Here is a 12951-nt window from a genome sequence, read left to right as displayed (position 1 = left end):
CAGAGCCACTTTCAGTGAAAAGAGGGGAGCCAATTGCGAAGTTTGTACGCCGATCATGTATTAGAGCGCATGCAGTTTATGCCGGAAGGGACGTTGCAGCAGCGTTTGCTGAGTTGTATGCAAGCCGCTATTGCAGAAGGCATTTTTCCGCGCGCCACGCGCCTGCCCGCCACGCGCGATTTGGCGCGCGAGCTGTCGGTGTCGCGCAACACGGTGTTGAACGTGTATGAGAATTTGATGGCACAAGGCTACGTCACGGCGCGTACCGGCAGCGGAACATGGATTGCAGAAAATTTGCCGGAGGGATCGCTGAACACGCCGCGCAACGTGGCGCCGATCGAAACGTTAAGCGCGAAACCGGCGGCGATTTCCAAACGCGGCGCTTCGCTGCTCGGCCATGCCAATGCCTCGCCGTATCAGTGGGGCGCTTTTGTGCCCGGCGCGCCGGATGTCACGCAGTTCCCGCATAAACTCTTCAGCCAGATTCAGGCGCGTCTGAACCGTGAACCGGATATTGAACGGCTGATTTACAGCAGCAATGGCGGCTGCGCACAGCTGCGTGCTGCGCTGGCGGAGTACCTGAGCGTGGCGCGTTCGGTACGCGCCGATGCCGACCAAATCATCATCACTGAAGGGATTCATCAGGCGGTGGATTTGGTTTCGCGCGTGTTGTGCGATCCCGGCGATCTGGTGTGGATCGAAGAGCCTGGTTATTGGGGGACGCGCAATCTGCTACGCATCAACGGACTGAAAATCAATGCCATTGCGGTGGATGAGCAGGGATTGATCCCCGATTTGCCGCCGCGCAGTCGCGCACCGAAGATGATTTTCGTGACACCGTCACATCAATATCCGCTGGGCGTGCATCTCAGCCTGGAGCGGCGCAAGCAGCTGCTCGATCTGGCGCGCAAACACAAAACCTGGCTGGTGGAAGATGATTACGACAGCGAGTTTCGCTTCTCCGGCCAGCCGTTCCCGTCGTTGCAAGGCTTTGAGCCGGATGCGCCGGTGATTTATATGGGCACTTTTAGCAAGACGCTCTATCAGGCGCTGCGTCTCGGTTATCTGGTGGTGCCAAAAGCGCTGGCGCAGCCGCTGCGTGTGGCGGCGGCGGAACTCTATCGCGGCGGGCATTTGCTGGTGCAGCGCGCGCTGGCAGAGTTCATCCAAAAAGGGCATTACATGTCGCACATTCGCCGCATGCGCAAGCTCTACAGCCAGCGGCGGCGCTTTATGGTGAGCCTGATTGAGCGTTATTTGGGCGCCGATTTTCTGCCGGTAGTGAATCATGAGGCGGGATTGCACCTGGTAATGAATCTGCCAACCGGCTGCGACGATGTGGCGGTCGCCGCGCTGGCGCTACGGCGCGGCGTTAAGGTGCGGCCGTTGTCGCAATATTATATGCATCCGCAGGAGCGGCGCGGCTTGCTGTTGGGTTTTGCCTGCGTCGATGAGCGGCAGTGTCAGGATGCGTTTGGTATTCTCAAAGGTTGTCTGGCCGAGGCAAAAATCATTTAAACAGTGAATAATCCGTAGCGGCGCAATTTGTTGCGCAATGTATATGGCAAAACACGCGCAATAAATGGCGCCGCTACGAAGGGTGCTCTATCGCTGGCCGATGGTGTTTAGCCGCTGCACAATTTCTGGCGTAAGTGTCACTTCGCTACTCGCCAGGTTTTGCTTCAGGTGCTCCGGCGATGACGTTCCCGGAATCAGCAGAATATTAGGCGAACGCTGCAGCAGCCACGCCAGCGCCACCTGAAGCGGCGTAGCATTGAGCTCAATCGCTACCTCGCTCAGCTGATCCGATTGCAGCGGTGAAAATCCGCCGAGGGGGAAAAACGGCACATAAGGAATGCCTTGCGCTGCCAGTTGGTCGAGCAGCGCCTCATCCTGACGATTGGCCAGATTATAGAGATTTTGCACGCAGGCGATCGGCGTCATCGCCTGGGCATCGGCCACCTGTTTAGCCGTCACGTTGCTCAGACCAATGTGTCGAACCAGCCCGCGCTCTTTTAGCTTGATCATCGCTTCAACCTGCGGCTCCAGCGAACCCTCTTTCGGTCCGTGCACGTCCAGCATCGAACGCAGATTAACCACTTCCATCACATCAAGCCCAAGATTGCGCAGGTTATCTTCCACCGCTTGCGTTAGCGCTTCTGGCGTGAATGCCGGTAACCAGCCGCCTTTATCGTTGCGGCGCGCGCCTACTTTGGTGACGATAACCAGATCGTCGGCGTAAGGGTGTAACGCTTTTTTGATCAGCTGATTGGTGATATGCGGACCGTAGAAGTCGCTGGTATCAATGTGATTCACGCCTGCTGCGACCGCATCGCGCAGCACCTGTAAAGCACGCGCTTCATCTTTCGGCGGACCAAACACGCCGGGACCGGCTAACTGCATGGCACCGTAACCGAGTCGTGCAACCTGGCGGTCGCCAAGGGTGTAAGTCAATGCTGGATGAGACATGGAAAGCTCCTTCGTCAGTGTGTGGTTAGATTGTAATCGCCAAAACGCTGTGCGACTATCCGTACAAATCAGGACACAGTGTACGAGGTAGCGAACAATGGCATTAGATATTGCCTTGCTGCACGCGGTGGTGGCAGTGGCCAAAGCAGGCGGGTTTCGCGAGGCGGCGCGCATAACCGGCAGTAATCCGTCGCGCTTAAGTGATGCGGTGCGGCGTGCCGAAGAGCAACTTGGCGTACGGTTGTTTAATCGCACCACGCGCACTGTGGCGTTAACAGAAGCCGGCAGGGCGCTGATGTCGCGCCTGCTTCCGGCGATGAACGAAATGGATGCGGCGCTGGATGCGTTGAACACGTTCCGCGATACGCCGGGCGGCACCTTGCGCTTAAATGTGCCGGTGAGCGCCGCGCGCATTGTGTTACCGGCGATTGTGCCGGGATTTCTAAAGCGCTATCCCGATATCCAGCTGGAAGTGGTGGCGGAAAGTAATGTGCAGGATGTGTTCCGCGATAGTTGTGATGCCGGCATTCGTTACGACGATCATCTGGAGCAAGACATGGTGGCACTGCCAATCGGTCCGCGCACCCAGCGCTTTGCCCTGGCGGCATCTCCCGCGTATCTGGCGCAGTTCGGTAAACCACAGCATCCGCGCGACTTAGTGCAGCATCGCTGTTTACACGGACGCTATGCGACTGGCGTGATTGCCGAATGGGAATTTACCTGCGGCGAGGAAACCGTGCGCTTGCAGCCGAAAGGTCCGCTGATTTGCAGTATCGGCGCGGCGATGGACTTGACGGTAGAAGCGGCAATCGCTGGCTGCGGCATGGTCTACTTATTTGAGGATTGGATCAGACCGGCGCTGAATGATGGCAGCCTGCAGCCGATTCTGCCGGATTGGTGGCAAAGCTTCTCTGGCCTTTGGCTCTATTACAACGATCGCCGGTTGATTCCGGCGCCGCTACAGGCGTTTCTGGATTATGTGCGCGAACTGAATTCAGGTGCAGAAGCGAAAAAAAGCCGATAACCGTTGCCAGTTATCGGCTTTTTCGCAACACAGGTGATTACGCGTTCAGCAGCTGATTTGCGGTTTTCTCAACCAGCGCCAGCAGGACTTTAACATCCTCCAGCGTTACGGTTGGGTTCAGCAAGGTCAACTTCAGGCAAGTTATGCCCTGGTTCTCGGTCACACCCACGTTGGCGCGGCCTGAATCCAGCAGCGCATCGCCGATACGCTGGTTGAACAGCGCAATCTGAGCGGTATCGGTCAGTTGCTCTGGACGATAGCGGAACAGCACGCTAGCCAGCTGAGGCTGCATTACCAGCTCGAGGCGTGGTGCAGAGGTAACAAACTTCGCCACTTCCTGCGCCAGCGTCACACCGTGATCGATGATCGCCGCATACTGTTTCTGACCCAGCGCTTCCAGGCCCATCCACAGTTTCAGCGCATCGAAACGACGCGTGGTCTGCAGGGATTTGGATACCAGATTCGGCACGCCGGCCTCTTCATCAAACTCAGAGTTCAGGTAAGCCGCCTGATAGCGCATCAGCTCGTAATGACGCTCATCTTTCAGCAGAAACGCACCGCAGCTGATGGTCTGGAAGTACTGTTTGTGGAAGTCCAAAGTGACAGAATCCACCCGCTCCAGGCCATCGAGGTAGTCGCGATACTTCTCGGACAGCAGCAGCGCGCCGCCCCATGCTGCATCAACGTGTACCCAAATGTTGCGATCGGCAGCAATGCCGGCAATTTCACGCAGCGGATCGATCGCACCGGCATCGGTGGTACCGGCAGTCGCCACGATCGCCAGGATCTGTTCGCAGTTAGCGTCGGCCTGCGCCAGTTTGGCTTTCAGGTCTGACACATCCATACGGGCGAACTCATCAGACTTCACCTGCACCACAGATTGGTAGCCATGGCCAAGCAGCGCCATGTTCTTCTGTACGGAGAAGTGCGCGTTTTCAGAACACAGCACTTTGATCTTACGCAGATCACCAGTGATACCGTGCTGCTGCACCGAGTGGCCCTGGCGCTGATAGAAGGCGTCGCGCGCCAGCATCAGGCCCATAAGGTTGCTCTGGGTGCCGCCGCTGGTGAACACACCTGCGTCGCCAGCCGGATAACCCACTTGCGCACGCAGCCATTCGATCAGTTTGATCTCAATGATGGTGGCAGAAGGGCTCTGATCCCACGAATCCATACTCTGATTGGTGGCGTTGATCAGGACTTCTGCCGCCTGACTTACCACCAGACTCGGGCAGTGCAGATGCGCTACACATTGTGGGTGATGCACTGAAAGACTGTCTTTCAGGAAATATTCAATCGCGCGTTCAATCGCGGCCTGGTTACCCAGGCCGTTTGGATTGAAGTCGAGCGTGATACGCTCGCGCAGTTCGGCAACGCTTTTGCCTTGATACATCTCAGGCTGTTGCAGCCACTGCACAACCGCGGCGCTGCTCTGGGCAATCGCCTGCTGGTACGCCTCAATGCTCTGTGCAGAGGCGGCCAGAATCGGGTTTACTTCAGACATTTACTCTTCCAATCAAACAGGTTTGACGCCAGCGCCAATCAGCGCCTGCTCAAATTTATCCAGGAAAATCGCCAGCTCATCGTTGGTGATCAGCAGTGAAGGCAGCAGACGCAGAACTGCGCCATGACGGCCACCGCGCTCCAGAATCAGACCTGCTTCGAAGCACTTCTTCTGCAGCAGCGCAGAGAGTTCGCCGTCAGCCGGGAAGCTGCCCATGTGATCGGCCGCTTCGTTCGGTTTAACGATCTCAATACCGATCATCATGCCGAGACCACGAACGTGACCAATCACCGGGAAGCGTTTCTGCATCGCGGCCAGCTGCTGTTTCAGCCATTCACCTTGCGCAGCCACTTTGCCTGCAATATCCTGCTCTTTGAGGATTTTCAGCGTGGTCAGGCCGGTAGCCATCGCCAGCTGGTTGCCACGGAAGGTGCCGGTGTGATGACCCGGTGACCAAACGTCGAACTGCTTTTTGATGCCCAGCACAGCCAGTGGCAGACCGCCGCCAACAGCTTTAGACATCACGATGATGTCTGGCTCGATGCCGGCGTGTTCGAAGGCGAAGAATTTGCCGGTACGGGCAAAGCCAGCCTGAACTTCGTCGAGGATCAACAGAATGCCGTGTTCCTGCGTCACTTTACGGATGCGCTGCAGCCACTCAGCGGGTGCTGGGTTCACGCCGCCTTCGCCCTGAACGGCTTCGAGGATTACTGCTGCAGGCTTACGCACGCCGCTTTCCACGTCGTTGATCAGGTTGTCGAAATAATAGGTCAGCGCTTTCACGCCAGCTTCACCACCGATACCCAGCGGGCAACGATACTGATGCGGATAAGGCATGAACTGCACTTCTGGCATCATGCCATCAACCGCTTCTTTCGGTGCCAGGTTACCGGTGACGGACAGCGCGCCGTGCGTCATACCGTGATAACCGCCAGAGAAGCTGATCACGCCGCTACGGCCAGTGGCTTTCTTCGCCAGTTTCAGCGCGGCTTCAACCGCATCGGCACCAGAAGGGCCGGTGAACTGCAGGCAATAATCTTTACCCTGGCCTGGCAGCAGCGAGAGCAGAGACTCAGAGAACTGATCTTTCAGTGGAGTAGTCAGATCAAGAGTATGTAACGGCAAGCCGCTGGTAATGACATTTTGAATGCTCTGGAGAACATCAGGATGGTTGTGACCCAGTGCCAGCGTCCCTGCGCCAGCCAGACAGTCAAGATATTGTTTATTCTCAACATCTGTGATCCACACGCCATGGGCTTTAGCGATAGCTAAAGGCAGTTTGCGCGGGTAACTCCTGACGTTAGATTCAAACTCAGCCTGACGGGCTAAGAATGCGTCGTTATTTCCGTTGAATGCATTGGCACCAAAACTATCAATACGGACTTTATCCGTCATCATATCTCTCCTTCAACCGGGGCACGTAAGGCTCGCCAATTGACTAATTGAACAAAAAAGTAACAGCTGTGAAAAAACGCGGCCAATATAGAGCCTTTTGACCTACATCACAATGATTAATTTTGTTTAGATTTGTTTACTCTTTCCATATATGAATCAGAGCGTTGGCCAGAAATTGGCCACTTAATTTCGCACCGCAGTTGGGGTGGTTAAAAAATAATCGAATGAATAAAGAGACTTATAGCCGCTAAGGCGATCCACGGACCAAAGGCGATGACGTAATTGAGCTCGCGCTGCCCGCTAACTCTGGAAATCAAAACACATAAAATAGCGCCGCCCGAAGCCAATAAAAGCACCCAGGGTAAAAGCGACCAGCCCAACCAGGCGCCGATTGCCGCCAGCAGTTTTGCATCGCCCATCCCTAATCCCTCAATCCCTCTAATCCATTGATATAAAATTGATAGCGCCCACAACAAGCAATATCCCGCTATGGATCCCCATACCGCTTCTTGTAATGAGCCGGGTAGCCATCCCATCGCTTTAAACAGCAGCGCAATCCACAGCAAGGGCAGCGTAATCACATCCGGTAAAAGCAGATGTTCGAGGTCAATAAAGGCTAATACCGTTAACGCCCAGAACAATATGAGCGCGCCCAGCAATTGCATATTGACTGGCATCAGCCAGATAAGCAGCAGCGTCAGAAGCGCGGTAATTATCTCCACCTGTGGATAACGCCCGCTGATTTTACAATGGCAATAACGGCATTTACCGCGTAACAGTAACCAACTTATGAGCGGAATGTTGTCGCGCCAGCGCAGCGCGGTGGTGCATTGGTGGCAGTGAGAGGGCGGACAACACACATTTAGCGGAGTGTTCGGGTGCACTATTTGCAATGGCAACCGCGAGATCACCACGTTAAGAAAGCTGCCTACGGCCAATCCTAATAGGCCACTAATTAAGCCATATACGTATTCCATTACTCATACCTCGCGCCATCCAGGCTTGTCGTTGCCAGGACTTTACGCCGAAGCGAGGATAGGTGCGAGAGGTAAAAGGGCGTTACAGCGGCATACATCGGGATTGCAGAGCGGGCTCCAGAAATGGAGAGGAGAAGATTAAGCTTGCTGCTTGAACAGCTGAATCGCTTCCTGCACATTGCTGGTATTCAATGACATTACGCGGTCGTTATTAAGGAACACATCGTAGTGGCCGGCGTTATAGCGGAACACATATAGATCGCCGCGATAGCGCAATCCTTTGGTTTTCACCCCAATATGGTGGCGGCGCAGCGCTGCCTGAGAAAGTCTGTCAGTAGCCGTACTCATCGCATTATCCTCCAGACGTTATAAGACATATCCTGACTTAGTATAGGGTCAAAACCTTAATTTAACCTTAAGAAGCGTGCTGGTTCATGATGATAAACCGGCAAATTTGTCCCTTCCTCTACCAATCCTCAACGTGTCAGAAAAAGCCGACTTAGTACCCTTCTCATTTAATGTTGCGTTAAGTTAACCCGCGTATTTTGGAATAAATGGCCGTTAAATAGTGCTTAATTCCAAGGTAACATAATGAATTTTCTACCATTCTCACGGCCCTCGTTGGGTGAAGAAGAGTTAGCCGCCGTTAAATCGGTGTTTGAGTCGGGTTGGATCACCACCGGCCCGAAAAATGCCGAACTGGAAGAGGCTTTTTGCCAGCTCACTGGCAATCAGCATGCGATTGCTGTCAGCTCCGCCACGGCGGGGATGCACGTCACGCTGCTGGCGCTGGGCATCCAGCCTGGCGATGAGGTGATCACGCCTTCGCTGACCTGGGTTTCCACCATCAACATCATCACGCTACTGGGTGCGACGCCGGTGATGATCGATATCGACCGCGACACCTTGATGGTAACGCCGGAGCTGATTGAAGCGGCGATCACGCCGCGTACGCGCGCCATCATTCCGGTGCATTACGCTGGCGCGCCCGCTGATGTAGATGCTATTCGCGCCATCGGTGAGCGCCATGGCATTCCGGTGATTGAAGATGCGGCGCACGCCGCAGGCTGTTATTACAAAGGAAAGCACGTTGGTCAGCAGGGCACGGCGATCTTCTCCTTCCACGCCATCAAAAACATGACCTGCGCCGAAGGTGGCTTGATTGTCACCGATGATGCGGCGTTGGCCGACCGCATGCGCAGCCTGAAATTCCACGGACTTGGCGTCGATGCGTACGATCGCCACACGCACGGCCGCAAGCCGCAGGCCGAAGTGATTATGCCGGGTTTCAAATACAACCTGCCAGATATCAGCGCAGCGATTGCTTTGGTGCAGCTGAAAAAGCTGCCCGCCATCAATCAGCGCCGCGCGGCGATTGCGCAGCGCTATCTCACTGAACTGGCGAATACGCCGTTTCTGCCGCTGGCGCAGCCAGAATGGTCACATCAACACGCGTGGCATCTGTTCATTATTCGCGTTGATGAGGCGCAGTGCGGCATCAGTCGTGATGCGCTTATGGAAACCTTGAAAGCACAGGATATCGGCACCGGGCTGCATTTCCGTGCCGCGCACACCCACAAATATTATCGCGAACGCTATCCGCAACTCTCGTTGCCGCACACCGAATGGAATAGCGATCGCATCTGCTCAATCCCGTTATTCCCTGATATGCGAGATGAAGATGTCACGCGCGTGATTAGCGCATTACGTCAGATCGCTGGAGTTTGACATGCTGGAAGAAAAAACCATTCGCAAAGTTTCCGTGGTAATCCCGGTGTACAACGAAGAGGAGAGCCTGCCGGAACTGGTGCGTCGTACTAATGCGGCCTGTGCGGGATTAAATCTGGCGTACGAGATTCTGCTGGTCGATGACGGCAGCAGCGATCGCTCGGGCGAGATGATTGCCGATGCCGCCGATATGCCGGGCAGCCATGTGGTTGGCGTATTGCTGAACCGTAATTACGGCCAGCACTCAGCGATCATGGCGGGCTTTAGCCACGTCAGCGGCGATTTAATCATCACGCTGGATGCCGACCTGCAAAACCCGCCGGAAGAGATCCCCAATCTGGTGAAAGCCGCGCAGCAGGGTTATGACGTGGTGGGCACCGTACGTCAAAACCGTCAGGACAGCTGGTTCCGCCGCCGCGCCTCACGCACCATTAATCACCTGATTCAGCGCGTCACCGGCAAAGCGATGGGTGATTACGGCTGCATGCTGCGCGCTTATCGCCGCCATATCGTCGATGCGATGCTGAACTGCCACGAACGCAGCACCTTTATTCCCATCCTCGCCAACACCTTTGCGCGCCGCACCATTGAGCTGCCGGTGGCGCACGCCGAGCGCGAATTTGGCGATTCAAAGTACAGCTTTATGCGGCTGATTAACCTGATGTATGACCTGGTCACTTGCCTGACCACCACGCCGCTGCGCTTGCTGAGCATCGTCGGCAGTTTGATTGCGCTGGCCGGTTTTGCCTTCTCGCTGATTCTGATTGTGCTGCGTCTGTTCCTCGGCGCGGCATGGGCCGGTGATGGCGTGTTCCTGCTGTTCGCGGTGCTGTTTATTTTTATCGGCGCGCAGTTCATCGGTATGGGATTACTCGGCGAATACATCGGCCGCATTTACAACGACGTACGCGCCCGTCCGCGCTACTTCATCCAACGTGTGATTCACCCACAGCAAAACGCCTCATCTGTACAGGAAATTGAGCAATGAAAACTGTCGTCTTCGCCTACGCCGAAATGGGCTGTGCGGGTATTTCTGCACTTCTGAACGCTGGCTATGAAATCAGCGCTATTTTCACCCACTCAGACACAGGAACTGAGAGCCACTTTTTCGACTCCGTTGCGCGTTTAGCCGCTGAGCAGGGCATTCCGGTCTATGCGCCGGAGGATGTCAATCATCCGCTGTGGGTCGATCGCATTAAAACCATGGCACCGGATTACATCTTCTCCTTCTATTATCGCGCTTTGTTGAACGACAGCATTCTCAGCAGTGCGCGTTTGGGGGCCTTTAACCTGCACGGTTCGCTGCTGCCCAAATACCGTGGCCGCGCACCGCTGAACTGGGTGCTGGTCAATGGCGAAACCGAAACCGGCGTAACGCTGCACCGCATGGTGAAGCGCGCCGATGCCGGTGACATCGTGGCGCAACAGCGCGTGGCGATTGACGAGCAGGACAACGCGTTAACGCTGCATCGCAAGCTGGTTGCCTGTGCAACGCAGGTGCTGGAAGGCGCATTACCGGCGGTGAAACGCGGCGATATTGTTACCACACCACAAAATGAGCGCGAAGCCACGGTTGTGGGGCGCCGCACGCCAGAAGATGGCCGCATAAAATGGGAACAACCGGCGCAGACAGTCAATAATCTGGTGCGCGCGGTGACCTATCCGTGGCCCGGCGCATTCGCCTATGCCGGAACGGTGAAATTCGTGGTATGGAAAAGTCGTGTACACAGCACTGAACATCAGGCCAAACCGGGTACCGTGCTTTCTGTTGAGCCATTCCTGATCGCCTGCGCTGAAGGCGCGCTGGAAGTGGTGACCGGTCAAAGCGATAACGGCGTGTTTATGAACGGCAGCCAGCTGGCGCAAAACCTCGGTATGGTGAAGGGCGCCTTGCTCTATTCTCAGCCAGTGGCGGCGGTGAAACGACGCACGCGCGTGCTGATTCTCGGCGTGAACGGTTTTATCGGTAACCACCTCACCGAGCGTCTGCTGCAGGATGATAACTTCGAAGTCTACGGTTTAGACATCGGTTCTGACGCCATCAGCCGTTTCCTCGATCAGCCACGCTTCCACTTTGTCGAAGGCGACATCAGCATTCACTCAGAATGGATCGAGTATCACATTAAGAAGTGCGACGTGGTGTTGCCATTGGTGGCCATCGCCACGCCGATTGAGTACACACGCAATCCGTTGCGCGTGTTTGAGCTCGACTTTGAAGAGAACCTCAAAATCATTCGTGACTGCGTGAAGTACAAAAAGCGCATCATTTTCCCATCGACTTCCGAAGTGTACGGCATGTGTACCGATCAGCATTTCGATGAGGATCACTCTAATCTGGTGGTTGGGCCGATCAATAAACAGCGCTGGATATATTCGGTGTCTAAGCAGCTGCTGGACCGCGTGATTTGGGCTTACGGTGAGAAAGAAGGGCTGCGCTTTACGCTGTTCCGTCCATTTAACTGGATGGGGCCGCGCCTCGATAATCTGAATGCCGCGCGTATCGGCAGTTCTCGTGCTATCACGCAGCTGATCCTCAATCTGGTGGAAGGCTCACCAATTAAGCTGATTGATGGCGGTGCACAGAAGCGCTGCTTCACCGATATCCGCGACGGCATTGAAGCGCTGTTCCGTATCATCGAAAACAAACAGAACAACTGCGACGGCCAGATCGTCAACATCGGTAACCCGGATAACGAAGCCAGCATCAAAGAGTTGGCCGAGCGTCTGCTGGCGAGTTTCGAACGTCACCCGCTGCGCAGCAACTTCCCGCCGTTTGCCGGCTTCCGTGAAGTGGAGAGCAGCAGCTATTACGGCAAAGGTTATCAGGACGTGGAACACCGTAAGCCGTCGATCAAAAACGCGCGTCGTCTGCTGGACTGGACGCCAACCGTAGAGATGGATACCACCATCGATAACACGCTGGACTTCTTCCTGCGCACCGTTGAGCTACAGGACAAACCATGAAGAAAGTCGGTTTGCGTGTTGATGTCGATACCTGGCGCGGCACCCAACTTGGCGTGCCGGCGTTACTGGAGCAATTCAGTTTGCATCAGCTGCAGGCCAGTTTTTTCTTCAGCGTTGGGCCGGACAATATGGGGCGCCACTTGTGGCGCCTGTTAAAACCGCGTTTCCTGTGGAAAATGCTGCGGTCGCGCGCCGCATCACTCTACGGCTGGGATATTTTGCTGGCCGGCACCGCCTGGCCGGGACGTGAGATTGGTCGCGGTCTGGAGGAGATCATCAGCGCCACCGCCGATCATCATGAAGTCGGTTTGCATGCGTGGGATCACTTTGCCTGGCAAACCTGGGCGGGCGTGTGGCCGCAAGAGAAACTGGTTGAGCAAATTGCGCGCGGTAAACAGGTGCTGGAAGCGATCATCGGTGACAATGTCACCTGTTCAGCGGTGGCGGGCTGGCGCGCCGATGGCCGCGTGGTGGCTGCCAAGCAGCAGTTTGGTTTCAGCTACAACAGTGATTGTCGCGGCAGCGGTCCATTTATACCGATTCTCAGTGATGGCAGCCCCGGCACGGTACAAATCCCGGTGACCTTGCCGACCTGGGATGAAGTGGTTGGGCAATCGGTGAGCGCGGAAGGTTTTAATGACTTCATCCTCGAGCAGATCCATACCGCAAGCGGTTCGCCGGTTTACACCATTCATGCCGAAGTGGAAGGGATTGTCGGGCTTGAGGCGTTCGCCGATCTGCTGAGACGTGCGGAGCAGCAAGACATTCAGTTCTGTCCGCTCAGCGCCTTGTTACCCGACGATCTCACTACGCTGCCACAGGGCAATATCGTACGCGGGCATATTCCCGGACGTGAAGGCTGGCTAGGCTGCCAGCGCTAATTTTTACAG

The 12951-nt window shown here is 55.5% G+C and carries 11 protein-coding genes; 6 read left to right on the top strand and 5 right to left on the bottom strand.

Features of this window, described 5'->3' with window-relative positions:
- The first annotated feature begins 33 nt into the window (after positions 1 to 33).
- Positions 34 to 1518, top strand: coding sequence for a PLP-dependent aminotransferase family protein (locus Q3H59_RS23640; protein WP_309837636.1), 1485 nt, complete (start codon positions 34 to 36; stop codon positions 1516 to 1518).
- A gap of 87 nt (positions 1519 to 1605) precedes the next feature.
- On the opposite strand, the gene Q3H59_RS23635 is transcribed toward Q3H59_RS23640, so the two are convergent.
- The gene (locus tag Q3H59_RS23635) at positions 1606 to 2469 is read right to left on the bottom strand and encodes an aldo/keto reductase family oxidoreductase (RefSeq protein ID WP_192412930.1); all 864 of its coding nucleotides are present in this window, start codon (positions 2467 to 2469) and stop codon (positions 1606 to 1608) included.
- A 97-nt stretch (positions 2470 to 2566) separates the two neighbouring features.
- Here Q3H59_RS23635 and Q3H59_RS23630 point away from each other — a divergent pair, with 97 nt between their 5' ends.
- Positions 2567 to 3493 (top strand): LysR family transcriptional regulator, encoded by a 927-nt coding sequence (locus Q3H59_RS23630; protein ID WP_277975333.1) that lies wholly within the window; start codon positions 2567 to 2569, stop codon positions 3491 to 3493.
- A 37-nt stretch (positions 3494 to 3530) separates the two neighbouring features.
- Here the strand turns inward: Q3H59_RS23630 and Q3H59_RS23625 are convergent, their stop codons facing one another.
- The 4 genes from Q3H59_RS23625 to Q3H59_RS23610 form a co-directional block, all read right to left on the bottom strand.
- Complete coding sequence (locus Q3H59_RS23625; protein WP_277975334.1) at positions 3531 to 4997, bottom strand: aspartate aminotransferase family protein; 1467 nt, start codon at positions 4995 to 4997, stop codon at positions 3531 to 3533.
- A 12-nt stretch (positions 4998 to 5009) separates the two neighbouring features.
- Positions 5010 to 6395, bottom strand: coding sequence for a diaminobutyrate--2-oxoglutarate transaminase (locus Q3H59_RS23620; protein WP_110866938.1), 1386 nt, complete (start codon positions 6393 to 6395; stop codon positions 5010 to 5012).
- Positions 6396 to 6601: 206 nt separating this feature from the next.
- A complete protein-coding gene (locus Q3H59_RS23615) occupies positions 6602 to 7369 on the bottom strand; it encodes an A24 family peptidase (RefSeq protein WP_192412936.1) in 768 nt (255 codons plus the stop codon).
- 138 nt (positions 7370 to 7507) lie between these two features.
- On the bottom strand, positions 7508 to 7717 hold the full coding sequence (locus tag Q3H59_RS23610; RefSeq protein WP_101761453.1) for a hypothetical protein: 210 nt from the start codon (positions 7715 to 7717) through the stop codon (positions 7508 to 7510).
- Positions 7718 to 7960: 243 nt separating this feature from the next.
- On the opposite strand from Q3H59_RS23610, the gene arnB reads away from it, so the two are divergent.
- From arnB to arnD, 4 genes are read left to right on the top strand one after another with little or no spacing between them, the layout of a single operon-like run.
- On the top strand, positions 7961 to 9097 hold the full coding sequence (gene arnB, locus Q3H59_RS23605) for a UDP-4-amino-4-deoxy-L-arabinose aminotransferase (protein WP_309837631.1): 1137 nt from the start codon (positions 7961 to 7963) through the stop codon (positions 9095 to 9097).
- A gap of 1 nt (position 9098) precedes the next feature.
- Entirely contained in the window at positions 9099 to 10085 is a 987-nt protein-coding gene (gene arnC / locus Q3H59_RS23600; RefSeq protein WP_192412939.1) for an undecaprenyl-phosphate 4-deoxy-4-formamido-L-arabinose transferase, read from the top strand.
- Positions 10082 to 12061: a bifunctional UDP-4-amino-4-deoxy-L-arabinose formyltransferase/UDP-glucuronic acid oxidase ArnA gene (gene arnA / locus Q3H59_RS23595; RefSeq protein ID WP_309837626.1), complete on the top strand. Its 1980-nt coding sequence runs from the start codon at positions 10082 to 10084 to the stop codon at positions 12059 to 12061. Before arnC ends, arnA begins: the two co-directional genes overlap by 4 nt.
- Entirely contained in the window at positions 12058 to 12942 is an 885-nt protein-coding gene (gene arnD, locus Q3H59_RS23590) for a 4-deoxy-4-formamido-L-arabinose-phosphoundecaprenol deformylase (protein ID WP_280173101.1), read from the top strand. The genes arnA and arnD overlap by 4 nt, the downstream gene beginning before the upstream one ends.
- Positions 12943 to 12951 lie beyond the last annotated feature (9 nt).

Source organism: Pantoea sp. SORGH_AS_0659 (assembly GCF_031453915.1).
Classification (GTDB): domain Bacteria; phylum Pseudomonadota; class Gammaproteobacteria; order Enterobacterales; family Enterobacteriaceae; genus Pantoea; species Pantoea leporis.
Note: the sequence above shows the minus strand (reverse complement) of the source record. Positions and strands in the feature narration are given on the sequence as shown.